Annotated in this window: 15 protein-coding genes; 7 read left to right on the top strand and 8 right to left on the bottom strand. The window is 44.3% G+C overall.

Features of this window, described 5'->3' with window-relative positions; translation table 11 throughout:
- Positions 1 to 61: 61 nt before the first annotated feature.
- Both ENI34_09955 and ENI34_09950 read left to right on the top strand, forming a co-directional pair.
- On the top strand, positions 62 to 1162 hold the full coding sequence (locus tag ENI34_09955) for a T9SS type A sorting domain-containing protein (protein HEC79442.1): 1101 nt from the start codon (positions 62 to 64) through the stop codon (positions 1160 to 1162).
- Between the two features lie 137 nt (positions 1163 to 1299).
- Positions 1300 to 2268: a hypothetical protein gene (locus ENI34_09950; GenBank protein HEC79441.1), complete on the top strand. Its 969-nt coding sequence runs from the start codon at positions 1300 to 1302 to the stop codon at positions 2266 to 2268.
- Here ENI34_09950 and ENI34_09945 read toward each other — a convergent pair.
- Positions 2262 to 3260, bottom strand: a complete 999-nt coding sequence (locus ENI34_09945) for a zinc-binding alcohol dehydrogenase family protein (GenBank protein ID HEC79440.1) — start codon at positions 3258 to 3260, stop codon at positions 2262 to 2264. The genes ENI34_09950 and ENI34_09945 overlap by 7 nt on opposite strands.
- 85 nt (positions 3261 to 3345) lie before the next feature.
- Between ENI34_09945 and ENI34_09940 the strand changes: the two genes are divergently transcribed.
- Genes ENI34_09940 through ENI34_09925 form a run of 4 tightly spaced genes read left to right on the top strand, consistent with a single transcriptional unit; the run spans position 3346 to position 6339 of the window.
- Positions 3346 to 3807: a hypothetical protein gene (locus tag ENI34_09940; protein ID HEC79439.1), complete on the top strand. Its 462-nt coding sequence runs from the start codon at positions 3346 to 3348 to the stop codon at positions 3805 to 3807.
- Positions 3791 to 4441 carry a hypothetical protein gene (locus tag ENI34_09935; GenBank protein HEC79438.1) on the top strand — a complete coding sequence of 217 codons (651 nt, stop codon included), beginning with the start codon at positions 3791 to 3793 and terminating at the stop codon, positions 4439 to 4441. The genes ENI34_09940 and ENI34_09935 overlap by 17 nt, the downstream gene beginning before the upstream one ends.
- A 25-nt stretch (positions 4442 to 4466) precedes the next feature.
- Positions 4467 to 5147 carry an endonuclease III domain-containing protein gene (locus tag ENI34_09930; GenBank protein ID HEC79437.1) on the top strand — a complete coding sequence of 227 codons (681 nt, stop codon included), beginning with the start codon at positions 4467 to 4469 and terminating at the stop codon, positions 5145 to 5147.
- The gene (locus ENI34_09925; GenBank protein HEC79436.1) at positions 5101 to 6339 is read left to right on the top strand and encodes a hypothetical protein; all 1239 of its coding nucleotides are present in this window, start codon (positions 5101 to 5103) and stop codon (positions 6337 to 6339) included. The genes ENI34_09930 and ENI34_09925 overlap by 47 nt, the downstream gene beginning before the upstream one ends.
- Here the strand turns inward: ENI34_09925 and ENI34_09920 are convergent.
- Together ENI34_09920 and ENI34_09915 are read right to left on the bottom strand one after the other, a co-directional pair.
- Positions 6077 to 7087, bottom strand: coding sequence for a PorV/PorQ family protein (locus tag ENI34_09920; protein ID HEC79435.1), 1011 nt, complete (start codon positions 7085 to 7087; stop codon positions 6077 to 6079). The two genes, ENI34_09925 and ENI34_09920, sit on opposite strands and share 263 nt — an antisense overlap.
- Complete coding sequence (locus tag ENI34_09915; protein ID HEC79434.1) at positions 7078 to 8166, bottom strand: fructose 1,6-bisphosphatase; 1089 nt, start codon at positions 8164 to 8166, stop codon at positions 7078 to 7080. The genes ENI34_09920 and ENI34_09915 overlap by 10 nt, the downstream gene beginning before the upstream one ends.
- 157 nt (positions 8167 to 8323) lie before the next feature.
- On the opposite strand from ENI34_09915, the gene ENI34_09910 reads away from it, so the two are divergent.
- Positions 8324 to 10711 (top strand): ATP-binding protein, encoded by a 2388-nt coding sequence (locus tag ENI34_09910; protein HEC79433.1) that lies wholly within the window; start codon positions 8324 to 8326, stop codon positions 10709 to 10711.
- A 48-nt stretch (positions 10712 to 10759) separates the two neighbouring features.
- On the opposite strand, the gene ENI34_09905 is transcribed toward ENI34_09910, so the two are convergent.
- The 5 genes from ENI34_09905 to amrS all read right to left on the bottom strand — a co-directional run bounded on the left by ENI34_09905 (position 10760) and on the right by amrS (position 16327).
- Positions 10760 to 11038, bottom strand: coding sequence for a hypothetical protein (locus ENI34_09905; GenBank protein HEC79432.1), 279 nt, complete (start codon positions 11036 to 11038; stop codon positions 10760 to 10762).
- A gap of 44 nt (positions 11039 to 11082) precedes the next feature.
- Positions 11083 to 13527 carry a leucine--tRNA ligase gene (locus ENI34_09900; GenBank protein ID HEC79431.1) on the bottom strand — a complete coding sequence of 815 codons (2445 nt, stop codon included), beginning with the start codon at positions 13525 to 13527 and terminating at the stop codon, positions 11083 to 11085.
- Between the two features lie 29 nt (positions 13528 to 13556).
- Complete coding sequence (locus ENI34_09895; GenBank protein ID HEC79430.1) at positions 13557 to 14309, bottom strand: zinc ribbon domain-containing protein; 753 nt, start codon at positions 14307 to 14309, stop codon at positions 13557 to 13559.
- Entirely contained in the window at positions 14299 to 15249 is a 951-nt protein-coding gene (locus tag ENI34_09890) for a hypothetical protein (protein HEC79429.1), read from the bottom strand. The genes ENI34_09895 and ENI34_09890 overlap by 11 nt, the downstream gene beginning before the upstream one ends.
- Positions 15250 to 15331: 82 nt before the next feature.
- The gene (amrS, locus tag ENI34_09885) at positions 15332 to 16327 is read right to left on the bottom strand and encodes an AmmeMemoRadiSam system radical SAM enzyme (protein HEC79428.1); all 996 of its coding nucleotides are present in this window, start codon (positions 16325 to 16327) and stop codon (positions 15332 to 15334) included.
- Positions 16328 to 16389: the final 62 nt, after the last annotated feature.

Genomic DNA, 16389 nt, shown 5'->3' with positions numbered 1-16389 from the left:
AAAACAGATATTTTTCATATAATAGTTTAGAGTTAGTTATAGAACAACTCAAGGAGGTTTTATGAAACGTGTGTTAAAGATTGTAGGAATAATAATATGCCTGCTGTCATTCTCTATGGTCTTTGCAACCCCCCGTGTTGTAAAAACCGGTAGTAAAACAGTAAGCGCAGAGCTTTCCAATCAGGCGGTTCCCTATCGACCGGCATCACAGAGGGCGGGTGTTTTATTCGTTGAGGATGGCTCGGGTTACTACCCACCAACAAATCCTGATCCTGTCTGGGATAGTGTTTTAACCAATATACTGGGAGCCGGAAATTATGGATGGTTCGGTCCTACAACCGATCCCATGCAGGATGGACCTGATCTTGCTACGATGCAGGGTTATGATTTGGTGATATGGAATAATTATGATCAATGGGATAATCCGACACTTACAAGCAATGATATGGCAAATATTGAAGCTTATATAAACGGTGGCGGAAAGGTCTGGCTGATCGCCCAGGATTTATTGTACAGCGGGGTCCCGCTAAGTTTCCTTACGACGAACTTCCATGTCGCCAGCGCTGCTGAGGATTATGTTGAAGACAGTACTCTTAATATTCAAGGTTTAGATGAAATAGCCGGCATCACTCTCAATATCACCACCGACCTGTTGAATGTTTTTTACCCTGATAATTTAACCCCGGATGGTAGTGCGCATCATGTTGTTGAAGATACTGACAACACTGCATATCCTTGTATTATGAGTGACGATGCGACCACTTCTTTCTGGACCGTCGATGGCAGAACGCCTGTTCCATGGACGAACTGGGAGCAGATCGTCCACGATATGTTAGATGCTTTTGGAGTTTTGGGCGTATATGAGGTGCCTGTCAAGAAACCATCACTTCAATTGAAGATTAGTATCACACCTACCACTCTTGTTAAATCGTCAATCATCACTTATAACCTGCCGAGTGACTTAAAGGTTAATTTAGAAATCTTTAATATTACGGGACAACACGTGACCACTTTGGTTAATGGCTATGAGAAATCAGGTTATCATTCGGTGGTGTGGAATGGAAAGAATGCAAGCGGTATAAATGTTCCGAATGGGGTCTATTTTGTACGGTTGTCCTGCGGTGAGTCTTCGTGTGCAGAGAAACTTATCGTGGTGAAATAATCGACCGGGTTATTCTTTTGAAGCGGGACCGAAAAGGTCCCGCTTTTTTTATGACTATTTCAGGAGTAAATGTCGAGTTTTGACTCTAAAATTCAGCTTGACAAATGGGATGCATTTATTATACTATTCTGTCGAAAATGAAAAGATATTTAACAGCAACCTTCATTCTTATCTTTTTATCACCGTTAATCCTGCGGGCGTTTTACGATGGTAAGATAATACCTTCGGGAGTGAGTCCTTTTTCTTCTCCGTCGGATTTTGTTCCTCAAGATACGATGCTCTACCAAGGATTTGAAGATACGTTTCCACCTTCTGGTTGGGATACCCTTGAGATATCAGGTACCCAGGGCGGCCCGAATCCTATCCCCTGGTGTAAAAATGATTATTATGCCCATACCGACAGCTTCAGTGCGACATACGGCTGGGGTTATAATTTAGACGGTTGGTTGAGGATATTGTCGCTTGATTTTTCACAGGTTTATGATATTCAGCTGTCTTTCTGGTGGATCAGCAGCTATACCTGGCATGTCTATCCCTATGATAACGGGGATCTGTTTGTTGAGGTGAGTACTGACGCCGGTGCAACGTGGGATACACTGTGGACATTCGGTGACTCCGTGTGCGTGGTGGGTTCAGGTGTGACCTGGCCGTGGGAAGACTGGGTCTGGTATCAGTCAACCCTGGACCTCAGTGAGTATGCGGATATGTCAAATATTTACATAGGTTTTCACGTCGTCGCCGATGATAACGCCGATATCGCGATTGATGATGTTGTAATCGATACTACAAGTTATGCGGTTGTCGAGAAAGAAACAGAAACTTCTCCCTATGGAACGCCGTTTCTTGTTCTCCGCCCGAATCCGGTGATTACTTATTCACGGATCAGTTTTTATCTTCCTGAAGATATTTATCTCAGGTTGGCTATCTATGATTGTACCGGAAGAGTGGTGAGAACCCTTAAAAAGGGAAGAACAGGGCGCGGTTATCATAATATAATCTGGGATAAAAGAGATGAAGAGGGCAAAGAGAGCGCCCCGGGTGTATATTTCTGCTTGCTTACAGCCGGACCTTTTGAATTGCGGAAAAAATTTATAATTCCTTATTGAATCTTCAAAACCGTAGAACCGGAAACCCGTGAATTCTTTATATTGAGAAGCGCCTGTTGTGCGTCTTTTAATTCGTATTCGTTGATTCTTGTCTTTATCTTAAACTCAGAGGCGATTTTTAAAAAAGCCATTACATTCTTTCTGGTGGTGTTCGCTATACTACAAAGACACTTTTCCGGCCAGATACGGGAGTAATCGAAACCCGGCAGCGGAGTTGTGTATATTCCAGCAGAAACAAGTGTTCCTCCTTTATCGATCTTGTCCAGTGCTGCAACGAGCAGTTCTCCGCTCGGCGCGAAGACTATGCCGGCGTCGAGCAATGTTCCCATATCATCATCGATGTGTCCGGTCCATTTCGCACCCAGGTTTCGGGCGAGCTCAAGTTCTTTATCGGTTCTGGATACTACATAGACATCAAGACCCAGGTGGACGGCGACCTGAATTATAATATGGGCTGAAGAGCCGAAACCGAAGAGGCCTAATTTTCCTTTGTTTTTCATTCCGGTCGCCTGGAACGCCTGATAGCCGATGACTCCGGCGCAGAGAAGAGGGGCTGCTTCTGAATCAGAATAATTCTGGGGCAGGAGATAAGCGAAATCCTGATGAACCACCGTGTATTCGGCAAAACCGCCGTCTGCATCATAACCGGTGAACATCGCCTTCTCACAGAGATTCTCTTTGCCGTTCCGACAGTATTTGCACTCACCGCAGGTCTTGTACAGCCAGGGAACCCCTACCCGCTCACCGATCCGCCACCTGGTGACATCCTTTCCTGTCTTGTCGATGCGGCCGATGATCTGATGGCCGATAATCACCGGCATCTTATGCGGTGGTAGTTCACCTTCGACGATATGTAAATCGGTTCGACACGCGCCGCACACATCTATTTTTATTCTGATTTCGTCATCCGCAGGTTCTGGTATCGGCACCTCTTTTAATTCAAGGGGATTGTTTTCCAGTTGAGCTTGTTTGGTCAGGATAATTGCTTTCATAAGAACATTATACAGAAGAGCGGTGATAAGTCAATATACCCATGTGATGGTCTTGACATTCATGATATTCCAGATATGATTTACTATGCTTTTATATCTGTTGCTTGTTGCTTCTGTCGGGGTTGAAGGAGGTTATAGTCTGCCCGCGGTCGGATTCCATAACATCGAATCGGGCGTTACCTTCTCTGTCTTTGTCAATCATCATTTCAAGATCAGCGATTTATCGGTTTATGTCGACAATTCTTTCTATTCCGGTAAGAATGGTTCCTATTCGGTGAGTTTATACGGCATGCATTGCGGGTTCAGCAAAAATAACTGGCGTCTTTCACCGTTGATAACATTCGGTGCTGATTATTTAAGCCGCAGAATCGACGGTGCTGGCGAAGACGGTTTTGCATTCGCCTATTCCCTTGGATTTTTACTCAATTTTCACAGTGATAATCTGCGGGTTTATCCGCTTTTTTGTTATAAGGGTCTGAGTGATTTTAAGACTCACGCCGGTTTCATCGCCATCAAGTTGGGGGTTGCCTATGATTTTTGTGAGTAAATTCCGCAACATACTCTATTATTTATTTCTGGTTACTGTTATTCTATTTTGTTTAAGCTGTGAAAACCACATCATTCAACGGGCTGCAGCCGATTATTTTCTTTACAAAGAAGGGAATTGGTGGCGATATCTTTCCGCTGATTCAGATACTGCATTTGTTGAAGTCGAAGCCGTGGATTCCGTGCTGCAGACGGAATGCTATCCAGTGGATTTCGACGGTGAACTGCATTATATTTTGCATCTTCCGGGTTCAATCAAAGAATATTACAAATTCACCTGTAATTTTTCCGGTATTGATTACACCATTATCGAGAGTTTCGTGACGAGAATCGAACTGCCCCTTGTCATCGGTAATTCCTGGCAGGATTCTCTCATTGATTCACTTAATGTAGCAGGTCAATGGTTGAAGGCGGAATACCGTATCAATGGAAAGGTGCAGGATTTTTCCTACGAAGAGGCTTTCGACGGCGATGTGTATGAAATAGAACTTTATATTACAGAGAAATTTACATCTTCTGATACTACGACAACCACTGAGACGCATCTGTGTGAATTTTATGCACCGGATATCGGACTCGTTCGGTTTTACAGGGAAGGGGCGGAATATGTTCTGCTCGAATATCAACTTCAATAGGAGATGAATATACGGTCGGTCTTCTATGAAATCCAGGGATACACTTTCAATATCAGGGAAGAGATTCGCTGGGGCGGTTTTAAAGATATACAGAGTTCTTTATAGAACATTCGGTCCCCAATACTGGTGGCCCGGTGATACGCCGTTTGAAGTCATGGTCGGGGCGATCCTGGCTCAGAACACAAACTGGCGGAACGTAGCAAGGGCGATAGATAATATAAAAAGAGCGGATCTTTTAACCCCGCAGAGACTGTTGAAGAAACGGATGCTTATTCCTGAATTGATTAAACCATCAGGTTTTTACAAGATAAAGAGCAGGAGATTAATAACCTTTCTTGAATATTTTGTGAAGAATTATAACGGTGATGTTACGAAATTGAAAAAGAAAAAGAGTACCGTGCTGCGGCGGGAACTCTTGAAGATAAAGGGTATAGGATATGAAACAGCTGATTCCATTCTGCTATACGCCCTTTCAAAACCAGTATTCGTTGTCGATGCCTATACACGCCGAATATTTTCCCGGCACAAGTTTTTTGAGTATGATTTACCTTATGACGAAATCCGAAATGCCTTTGAACGCAACCTTCCACGCAGCCTGAAGATTTACAACGAATATCATGCCCTTCTGGTAAAGGTCGGTAAAGAATATTGCAGGAAAAATGAACCTCTGTGTAATTCTTGTCCTCTGCGGTCTGTTTCACGCTGATCCCGATACGGTTGTTATTCGGGGGATATATATAAATCCGTATCAGGCGGCTAAAAAGAGTTATCTTGAGCAGGTGTTTCTTAAAGCCGATTCCGGTTTGATCAATACGATAATCGTCGATTTCAAAAGTGACTATGGATTTCTCGCTTATCCGTCGAAGATTGAACTCGCCGAAGAGATGGGTGCGATCAAGCGGTACATAGATGTGGACTACCTGTTGGAAAACGCCGCATTGCATGGTTTAAAAGTCATCGCCCGCATCGTCTGTTTCCGTGATGATTATCTCGGTCATTATGATGATTACGGAATTCAGGACGACAGCGGTGAAGTCTGGCTGGATAAAAACGGTCTTGCCTGGACCAATCCTTATAAAAAAGAGGTCAGGGAGTACCTTCTGGATGTTACAAAGGAGATAACAGAACTGGGGATAAAGTCGGTCGCTTTTGATTATATTCGATTTCCCACGGATGGTGCGATCGAAAGAATCAAATTGAGTGATGTGACAGGACCGCGCAGTGCGCCGATCTTAGAATTCTTAAAAGCCGTAAAAGAAGAATTTCAGAGTGAGATAGAGATCGGAGTTTGTGTGTTCGGTTTCGCTGTATGGCATGCCTTAAAGACAGAGGGACAGATTATCGAAAAGATGGCGGAATATGTCGATGTACTGTATCCGATGCTCTACCCGTCCCATTTCGGCTGGAGTTTCAAGAGGGAGATGAACGAGTACTGGCGCAATTATTGGATATATTTCGATTCAGTGGAGGAGGCGAAGAGAAAATTGCCGGATCGGGTGAAGGTGATTCCCTTTGTGCAGGGATTTGATTTACGCGCTGAAAGTTTTGACAGTGATTACGTCTCAGCTCAGATCTATGGCGCGCTCGCGGCTGACGCCGACGGATTTCTTATCTGGCATGCGGGTGGAGATTATTCTATTTCCTGGACTTCCCTTTTGTCGGTACGTAGTTCAATCCTAAGGCAATTCGCTCAGATTGACCTAAATAACCGTATGAAAGAAGAAGGGCGGCGATATCAAGATATAGCCCTCCACCCGGTGTCAGCTCTATGGAAAACCCAAAAGAAAAACCTGACCACGGACCGGATTCATAGCCGGATTGATAACCTCCCATCAGGGAAAAGCCCACGAACTTCAACGGGAATTCACCGCTCTTTCCTTGATCCAGTGCTTCCATAAGCTCGGGTGAGCGGATACGTATTTCTCCGCCGATAGAAAAGGTCGGCAGGACATCGGGGTAGATTGAGTAGTCGAAGCTGAAAGCAACATGATTTTCCTTGAACGGCAGTTTGAACGCCACTCCCTGTCTGAAATTAACCGGTGGGAATTCCCACTTCTCGATGAATCTGCGGGGTGAACCGAGGTTTTTCAGAACCGTCCCCAGATAGATGTATTTGTAGGGGTTGATAATCACTCCGACGTCTGAGAGCACTCCATAGGCACTGTAGGTGTATAATTGACTCCGTACCACTTTCACCGCGCCGCCGAATGAGACAATTTTTCTCCGGCGCCGTGTGAATGATTTTCCGTAGCCGATATTCAAGAGCATATCCGAATTTTTGAATTCATTACCGGGTTCACCCCTTTCAGAATATTCAATGTCAGTGCCGGTTAAATAAGAAAGCCCGAATCCCAGACCTCCGTATTTTCCGAGAGGAATCGCCGATGTCAAATTGTAGTAGTTGAAATAGACGAGATGATTCATCGCCATTGCGGAAACATAGTAACTTTTTACAACCCCCAATCCCGAGGGATTCCAGAATACCGCGTTACCGTCGTCGCTCAACGCCGTAAAAGCATTAGCCAATGCCACCGGTCTGACGCCGATTCCGAGTTTAACAAAGGTATAGCCGGTTGCACCCGGGTCGACAATCTGGCTGAGGAGTAGTATCGATAATAAACAGTTAATCAAGGTTATTATTTGAATTTATCTTTCAATTTTTTGAGTACATTGGGCAGCGTCGTATATTCCATATCTGAAAGAGGAAGACGTTGGGGCTCGAACGGACCATGACGCCGAATGTAGTTGGCGACTTCGTTCGCCTGCTGACGTACGAGGTCATAGCTTACATCAGCGAACATATCGCGGGGGCCGACGAGTGTTCCGTTCGACACCTGGAAACCCAGTGCGATGACGCGGGGCGGTCCGTCGAATCTCGTTGGATGGGCATCTTCCACTGAAACAGGCATAAACGGTCCCCAGTGTGAGCCGCGCATCCAGCCTGTGACCATATAAGCCATAGAAAACGGCTCCAGAACCTCACCCACGGCCGGCAAGCCGCTCTGACATCTGACGATCATAACCGGATCATCTTTTCCCACATATCTTCCCGCCATAAGGTTGACCTTTTGTGTGGACGTCGAAGCCGCAATCGTGCCGTCCCGTTTGTAGACCGCTTTTATGATATAATGTTCAGACGCTCCAATGAGACAGAGGAGGTCGTAGATATCTTCCGGAGCATTCAGCTTTACGGTTTTATTTTCAAATATATCAAGGACTTCGAAGACAAAACCGTCGTGCATTGAGGGATCGATGACCAGCCCGATTGTATTAAATGGATCGGCGAACATCTTGTAAAGCGGCATATTCCAGGCGCCCGGAGAAGTTTTGTCAGCGGCGAAGATGATGACCGGTTCGCTTTTACGCTCTTCAAATTCCATCTCGGCACACCCCGGACCCATGCCTTTTACATTTCCGGCGAAGGCGTCGGAAAGCAAATCCTGCCCCGCACCGTAGAGCTTCAATTCCTTGGCGAGATTGGTCGTTTCCACAAATATATCCCATGCCATTTTATGAATCTCTCCAGCATCACAACCAAGTTTATGAGTTATAATCAGGTCGAGATCATCACCGCAGTGGGTTACGTGGAAATCCACGATTTTCCCCTTGTCTTTGTGTTCATCAAGCAGTTGTATCGCCTTGGTTATTATGTTTGGATGCATGCTGGAATGGCCGACATATCCGCCGATATCCGCCTTAATTACACTAATAGTTATTTTAGCCATTATTTCCTCCTTGTTATGAATATAGAGTATTATAGTTAAAAATGATATTATGTCAATTATATACTTTCCTCTGATTTTTCGGTTACTGTGTTGACAGGCTTATTTTTCTTATTATAATAGATGTCCGGGTAAAGATATTTTTTATTAAGGAGGCGATATGAGAAAATTTCGAGAGTTAAAACCTTCAGAACTACGGTGGCAGTGTGACCCGAAGTTGCTGAAGTTTAGAACAGTGGCTGATTTAAAAACTCATGAAGGAATTATCGGTCAACCCCGTGCCATGGACGCGATTAAATTGGGGCTGAATGTCAAATATCCCGGATATAACATATTCATCACCGGACCGGTCGGGACCGGGCGGACCACCGCAATAACAAAATTGCTGGGCGAGATCAAGGTTAAGAAAGGGAAGCTGCTCGACCTTACTTATGTGAATAACTTTAAAAATCCGGATATGCCGAAGCTCATCGATCTGCCGGCGGGTGACGGTAACAGGTTCAAAAATGCAATGCTTAAATTGATCGGTGATTTGAAGTCGAATATCCCCGAGGTCTTCAGCAGTGAAGAGTATCAGAAGAGGAGACAGAATATAGTCAATAAATACGAAGAGGAAAATCGTCTCTTATTAAGGGATTTTGAAAAGAAGGTTGAAGAGGAAGGATTTAAAGTGGTACAGATTCAGGCGGGTCCTTTTGTCCGACCGGCGATATTTCCGATTATCGACAAAAAACCGACAAAACTGGAAGAGATAGATAAGCTTGTAAAAGAAGGCAAACTTACTGAGGATGAGTATAAAGAAATTCAGGAAAAACTTAAAAAATTAGAGACCGATCTGGCGTCGATTTACGGCCGTGTACGGGAACTTCAGGACGAAGCAAACGAGAAGATTCATCGACTGAATGAAATAATGGTCAAACCGGTGGTTTCTCATTTGATAGACGCCGTCAAAAAGAAATTCAACAACAAAAAGATTGATGCATATCTGAAAGAAGTGTTGAATTCCGTGATGAAGGATCTGGGACGTTTTTTGAAGAAGGACGGTAAAGAGGACGCCTTCCGAGAGTACCAGGTGAATGTGCTGGTGGATAATTCAGAGACGGAATTGAAGCCGATAATTTTCGAAACCACCCCTTCATACAAGAACCTCTTCGGAACGATCGAAAGACACAGCGCAGGTCCGGGAATCCTCGTCAGTGACTTTCTGAATATTAAGGCGGGGTCCCTGTTGAGGGCGAACGGCGGTTATCTGGTTATCAATGCATTTGATGCGCTTATTGAACCGGGGGTCTGGCAGACATTAAAAAGGACTTTGCGTAACGGTGTGATCGACATCCAGGCGTTTGATCCTTTTTATATCTTCACCACGACGGCTCTGAAGCCGGAACCGATCAATATTGATGTAAAGGTGGTGATGATCGGCTCTCAGTGGCTCTATTATCTTCTCTATTATCGGGATGAGGACTTCAAAAAGATTTTCAAGGTTAAGGCTGATTTTGACACGGTGATGGAGAAGAATAAAGAGAACGTCAATCAGTACGCTTCATTTGTGAAATCCATCTGCCACACAGAGGGACTTCTGCCTTTCAGCAAAGAGGCGATAGCAGACATTGTTGAATACGGAGTGCGTATTGCAGGACGGAAGGATAAATTATCCACGCGTTTTCACGTTATCGCCGATATCATCCGGGAAGCCGATTATTGGGCGCGTCAGAAGAAGAAAAAAAGTGTTGAGGCGGATGACGTCGAGAAGGCGATCCAGGGATGGCGCAGAAGGGTCAACATGCTGGAAGATAAAATTCAGGAGATGATCGAAAAAAATATTCTGATGATTACAACAAAAGGAAAGGCGGTCGGCCAGGTCAACGGACTCTCAGTATACCAGGTGGGCGGATACAGTTTTGGTAAACCGACGAAGATCACCGCGAAGACTTCCTTAGGTCGGGCAGGTATCATAAATATCGAGAGGGAAGCGAACCTGGGCGGCAAGACTTATAATAAAGGGGTTTTGATACTGAGCGGCTTTTTGAAATCACGTTATGCACAGAATCAACCTCTGGCGATTGACGCAACACTCGGTTTCGAACAATCATACAGTGAGGTCGACGGTGATTCCGCATCGAGCGCAGAAGTCTACGCCCTCCTTTCTTCGCTGTCCGGAATCCCCCTGAACCAGGAGCTTGCGGTTACCGGTTCAGTCAATCAAAACGGCGAAATACAGCCGATCGGCGGAGTGAATCAAAAGATCGAAGGATTTTTCGACGTCTGTAAAGCAAAAGGATTTACAGGCAACCAGGGAGTGATTATTCCCGAAAGCAATGTCGATGATTTAATGTTAAGACAGGAAGTCGTCGATGCGGTGAAAAAAAGAAAATTTCATATCTATGCCGTCAAAACCATTGATCAAGGAATCGAATTACTGACCGGTGTCAAAGCGGGAAGAAGAACAAAGACGGGTTTTGAAAAGGACAGTATCAATTATCTGGTTGAAAAGAAACTGGGTGAATACGCCGCCAAGATGAAAGGGTTTTCAAAAAACAAGAAGTGATTTACTGCTGTCCGTGATCAAATAAAAAAGGGGGCAGCGCCCCCTTTTTTATTTCTTTCGTAATTTATAAGTGGCTGGTTTTGTTTTTCTGAAGAGTTTGGGATAGCGGTTTATTATAATATATACTGAACGCTCAGGATCTTTCCGATGGAATTTGTAGCCGCGTTTTTTAATTCTTTCAGTGATCTCTTTATAATGGAGTGGTTTTTTGCATCTTTTCAAAATATCGATGGTATGCTCTCTTATTGAAAGTTTCTTTTTCTTCTTTGCTTTTTTGACCTTCCTGCCCTTTTTCACCTGCTTCCTTCTCTTTTTTTTCCTCTTCATCTTGTCCTCCTTTTTATTGCATCATTGTGGTGATTCTTTCGCCATCAAACCACGATATTAAATATTTTTTCCGGAACATATATCGTCTTTTTGATTTCTTTATTTTGAAGATGGCGTATTATCTTTTCATCCTTCAGTGCCATCTCTTTTACCAACTGTTCATTGATATCACCCTTGAGTTTGAGATGGGAACGGACTTTACCGTTGATCTGGATGACGATTGTGGTGATTTTGTCTTTTAAATAGCGTTCGTCAAAAGTGAGCCATTCCCGTTCAACCAGACTGCCTTCTCCATCTGCAATCGACCAGAGTTCATCGGCGAGATGAGGGGCAAAAGGTGATAAGAGATGGATGAGTACATTGATGCCGTAACCGAAAACAGGTCCTTTTGTTTTGGAGAGATACAGCTCGTTGAGGAGTTCCCAGAGGGCTGCGATCGCCGTATTGAACTTGAAGGTTTCGAGGTCTTCGGTTACTTTGGCGATTGTTTGATTGATTTTTATGAAAAGCGGTTCTTCGTCCTCGTTTATTTTTTCCGGTCTGCTTCTTTGGATGTGTTGTTTGTTCTCGACGACGATACGATATATACGGTTGATGAACCGCTCAGAACCGGTTACTCCTTCGTCGCTCCATTCACTTTCCCGTTCGGGCGGCGCCGCAAAGATAATCGTAAGACGGGCGACGTCTGCTCCGTGTTTCTGGACAAATTCACCCACCGGGACGACATTACCTTTTGATTTAGACATGACTTCACCGTCTTTTAACACCATTCCCAGGTTGAACAGATTTTCCGCCGGTTCCTGGACACTGATGTATCCCGCATCATAGAGTACCTTTGTAAAGAATCGAAAGTAGATTAAATGTCCGGTCGCGTGTTCACTGCCTCCTCCTATGTATTGATCAATGGGAAGCCAGAGATCGGCGTTCTTTTTTGAACAGAATTCCTTGTCGTTCCTCGGATCAAGGTATCTGAGGAAATACCATGAAGAGCAGACAAAGGTATCCATTGTATCAGCGTCGCGTTTTGCCGGAGCACCGCAGGCAGGACATTCTGTGTTGATGAAACTTTCTACCGCACCGAGCGGAGAACTGCCTTTCGGTACGTAATCCTTGATGTCTTTGGGTAAGAGCACAGGGAGTTGTTCTTCAGGCACGGGAACCATCCCGCATTTATCGCAGTAGATGATCGGTATGGGAGCGCCCCAATATCGTTGACGGGAGATAAGCCAGTCTTTTAACCGATAATTGATACTCTCACCGCCCAGATTTTTTTGAGCGAGAAATTCCGTGACTGCTGTGATACCTTTTTCCGAATCCATCCCGTTGAATTGACCGGAATTGATCATTATTCCGGCTTCTTCATAGGCATGTTCCATTGATTCTTCTTTTAATTCCGCTTCTTTCGGTTTGATCACCACCCTTATCGGCAGGTCGTATTTCCGGGCGAACTGAAAATCACGTTCATCGTGCGCCGGCACGCCCATTACAACACCACTACCGTATTCCAGAAGTACGTAATCCGCGACAAAGATCGGAATTTTTTCGTTGTTTATAGGATTTACGGCATGACAGCCGGTAAAAACGCCGTCCTTTTCTTTTTCCAGACGTTCAATTTCGGTTTTTTTGGTGGCTTCTCTGATATACGCCTGGACCGCTTCTTTTTGAGAACTGCCGTCAATCAGTTTCTCGATCATCGGATGTTCCGGTGCAATTGACATAAAGGTGACGCCGAAGATCGTATCGGGCCGTGTTGTAAAGACCTTGAAGGTGATATCCTTTTCAGCCACCTTGAAGATGATGTCGCAGCCCTTGCTCTTCCCGATCCAGTTCCGCTGCATCCTTTTGACATTCTCCGGCCAGCCGGGAAGTCTGTCGAGGTCATTGAGCAACCGTTCCGCATAGTCGGTGATTTTAAAGAACCACTGATTTAATTTTCTCTTTTCTATGAGGGCTTTACAGTTTGAGCGATAACATCTTCCATCAATCACCTGTTCGTTCGCCAGAACTGTCTGGCAGCCAGGGCACCAGTTTACATAGGCTTCCTTTTTATAGGCGAGACCCCTTTTGTACAACAGAAGAAACATCCATTGCGTCCACTTGTAATAATCGGGCAGGCAGGAGATTATCTCCCGTTCCCAATCATAGCTTATTCCGAGTGATTTGAGCGATTCATCAGAGACCTTGATGTTCTGCATCGTCCATTTTTCCGGATGGATCCCCAGTTTAATCGCCTGGTTCTCTGCAGGAAGTCCGAATGCATCCCACCCCCAGGGGTGGAGGACGTCATAACCGCATCTCATCTTGAAACGGGCGTAGACATCACCGACGACGTAATTCTTGCAGTGTCCCATATGAATATCACCGGATGGATAAGCGAACATCACAAGGTTATAGAACTTCTTTTCGGGGTCTTTCTTTGTAATAAATAATTTTTTCTCCTCCCAATACTTTTGCCATTTTTTTTCAATTTCAATGGGAGCGTATTTCATGGTGGTTTATGGTTTTATGAATATATAGACTAATCCGATACCGGAGAATCGAGTATTTCGGCGCCGCACTTCTCGCAATACCATGAGTCAGGGGTGTTCATATGCCCGCACTTGGGACAGGAGACACTTTTCTCTTTTTCCGTGGGGATTTCTTCAATCGGGGATTCTGTTTCTTTGGGGGATTCCTCCTCTACTGTGGCTTCAGGTAGAACCGCTTTTTCTTCCACGATCAATTCATCAAGTTTGGTCTCTTCTTCAGGAAGTTTTTCTTCAAGAATGTGTTCTTCAATCTGAATGTCTTCGGTGGAGGCTTCAGTCGTAACCTCTTCTTCAACCGGAGGTTCTTTAATCGTCTCTTCAATATCTTTTATATCGATGAATTTTTTGAACCATTCCTGCCGTTCCCGTAACTTTTCCAGGTCTTTATCAACCACCTCCAGTTTATCTTTATGCTCAGCGCTGAGTTTATTATAGTCATCTTCGGAGTACTCACCAATTGAATAGCGCAGTTCGATCTCTTCGAGCTCAAGCCGCAGTTTTTTCTGCAGACGGCGCAGTTGTTCGTTTTCCTCTTCTATCTGCTTCAGCTGTTCTTTGATAAGTTCGACATTTTTTGACATCTCCGCATCGATGCTTTCAAGTTTTTCTTCGTACTCCTTTTTCACCTTTTCGTACACTTCCGGGCTGACCGTATCTTTTTTATCTTCGATTCTCTTTAATTTGGTGAGCACGTCGGTGCGCTGCGCTTCGATTTTCCTTAGTTCCTGCCATTTATCTTCCATTTATGGCTCCTCCTTTCCTGAATATATTTCCTTTTTTAAGGAAGAAAAGTTCAAACATCAACGTTACAAAGTACGAGCTTTTTTTGACACTTCGGTCTATTCGTGATACTTCGGCAAGCAGGTTACTTAGTGCTTTCTTTCGAGCCGTCAATACATTTGGTTTTCTCTGGACATAGTAAAGCAGTCCTCTTGTTACCGCATCGACCATTTCCGAATAAGAGCGTAAATATGGTTTGAATTCCTCGAAATGCTCGATGGTGTCCTTTCTTCCCTTCAGAAACATATCGACCACCTGATATTTATTGAAGTCACACAGTCCTCTGGCGAGGTCTTTAAGCGTGCTGGCAGAATGCAGTGTTTTTGCTTCGTAGAGGTAATTTTCAATCTTTTCGATTTCATTCTTTAAACCCGTGATATCATTACCGAACTCTTCTTCTAAATAACGGATCACAGACGGCGAAAAAGTCAAACCGTCCCGTTTTAATCTCGAAGTAATCCATTTATGAATCAAATTTTTATCGGATTGAAAGGTTACACAATGAATCTTTTTGAATAATCCGGTAATGTTTTTATAAACATTCTTGGTTCTGCGGTTGTCTTTTTTTGCACGATATGTCATTATGAGACAGTTGGGAAAAGATAACTTGTTAATGGCTTCGGCGAAGTTCTTTAGAGCCCGCTTATCCAGTTCTTCCAGGTTTTTTATGACGATCAACCGCTGTTTTGAGCCGAATGGTGTAACGTAGAATTTCTCAATCATCTCCTCGAGCGGAATTTCCGAGATGGAAAAGGTTTCGAAATCGAATGCTTCGTTCACCTGGAGATGTTTTTTTATCAAACTTATTGTATTGTTGATAAGAAGGGTTTCATCCCCAACCAGAAGATATCGATTGCCGATTATTCCCTTTTTTAATTCTTCACGCAATTCGCGGTCGGTCATATTGTTATTTTACATAAATAATATATTATGTCAAGTGATAAATGCTACACACAATCGATGGGTATGCTACTTCCGGTGGATTTTATTTCCATACGCCGGGGATTGTTGTTCCACAGAACCCACATTTCCCTTTTTTGATATTGATTGATTTAATCTCATAGCCGATGCGCTCAATGACGACTTTATTACAGTGGGGACAATAGGTGCTCTCTTCAGGAATTCCCGGTACATTACCGATGTAAACATAGTGGATGCCAACATTACGGGCGATATCAGCCGCTTTTTTGAGCGTGGATACGGGGGTCGGCGGTAGATTCTGGAGTTTATACTGGGGATAGAACCTTGAGAAGTGCAGAGGAACATCGTCGCCCAGTTCTTCTTTCACCCACAAACACAATTCTTTTATGAGAGATGCATCGTCGTTTTTTGAAGGAATGACGAGATTCGTTATTTCAAGCCATACCCCTTTACTCTTCAATGTTTTCAGGGTTTTCAGAACAGGTGAAAGTGTTCCACCGGTGATTCCCTGATAGAATGCGTTACTGTAAGCCTTCAGGTCGATATTCGCGGCGTCAAGGTAGGGAATCAGATCAAGCAGGGGTTCCTGGTTTATATACCCGTTTGAATGGTAAATATTTCTTACGTTCTTTTTCCGCGCGCGTCTGCAGGTATCGAACATATATTCGAAGAAGACAGTCGGCTCAGTGTATGTATAAGCAATGGTCGGCGCATTATTCTCCAGGGCGAGCTCGACGATTTTGTCAGGAGATAGGAGGATGTTGAATGTATTTTCAGGATACGCCTGTGAGATATCCCAGTTCTGACAGTTCTTACAGGTGAAATTGCAACCGGCGGTGGCGATGGACAGGGCGGCTGTTCCGGGAAGAAAGTGAAAGAGGGGTTTCTTTTCGATCGGGTCGATATGAACGGCGCACGGATTTGAATGGACGAGTGTGTAGTATTTTCCCTTACGGTTTTCCCGTACCCGACAGAACCCTTTTTTACCTTTACCGACGATACAACCCCTGGGACACAACAGGCATTTCACTTTGTTCTTCGGTAATTTTTTATAATACAGTGCTTTTTGCGCTTTGATCAAACCGAGTCTGCCTTCCTGTGCATTCGCGAATTTTATAAGTT

It is taken from the genome of candidate division WOR-3 bacterium (assembly GCA_011052815.1).
In the GTDB taxonomy this organism is placed as follows: domain Bacteria; phylum Hydrothermota; class Tepidihabitantia; order SM23-42; family SM23-42; genus DRIG01.
This window is presented reverse-complemented; position numbering and strand designations above follow the sequence as displayed.

Bases quoted from the DNA above. Each gene is read 5' to 3' on its own strand.
- ENI34_09955 (HEC79442.1), top strand. From the start codon at position 62: ATGAAACGTGTGTTAAAGATTGTAGGAATAATAATATGCCTGCTGTCA.
- ENI34_09950 (HEC79441.1), top strand. From the start codon at position 1,300: ATGAAAAGATATTTAACAGCAACCTTCATTCTTATCTTTTTATCACCG.
- ENI34_09945 (HEC79440.1), bottom strand. From the start codon at position 3,260: ATGAAAGCAATTATCCTGACCAAACAAGCTCAACTGGAAAACAATCCC.
- ENI34_09940 (HEC79439.1), top strand. From the start codon at position 3,346: ATGCTTTTATATCTGTTGCTTGTTGCTTCTGTCGGGGTTGAAGGAGGT.
- ENI34_09935 (HEC79438.1), top strand. From the start codon at position 3,791: ATGATTTTTGTGAGTAAATTCCGCAACATACTCTATTATTTATTTCTG.
- ENI34_09930 (HEC79437.1), top strand. From the start codon at position 4,467: ATGAAATCCAGGGATACACTTTCAATATCAGGGAAGAGATTCGCTGGG.
- ENI34_09925 (HEC79436.1), top strand. From the start codon at position 5,101: ATGAACCTCTGTGTAATTCTTGTCCTCTGCGGTCTGTTTCACGCTGAT.
- ENI34_09915 (HEC79434.1), bottom strand. From the start codon at position 8,166: ATGGCTAAAATAACTATTAGTGTAATTAAGGCGGATATCGGCGGATAT.
- ENI34_09910 (HEC79433.1), top strand. From the start codon at position 8,324: ATGAGAAAATTTCGAGAGTTAAAACCTTCAGAACTACGGTGGCAGTGT.
- ENI34_09905 (HEC79432.1), bottom strand. From the start codon at position 11,038: ATGAAGAGGAAAAAAAAGAGAAGGAAGCAGGTGAAAAAGGGCAGGAAG.
- ENI34_09900 (HEC79431.1), bottom strand. From the start codon at position 13,527: ATGAAATACGCTCCCATTGAAATTGAAAAAAAATGGCAAAAGTATTGG.
- ENI34_09895 (HEC79430.1), bottom strand. From the start codon at position 14,309: ATGGAAGATAAATGGCAGGAACTAAGGAAAATCGAAGCGCAGCGCACC.
- ENI34_09890 (HEC79429.1), bottom strand. From the start codon at position 15,249: ATGACCGACCGCGAATTGCGTGAAGAATTAAAAAAGGGAATAATCGGC.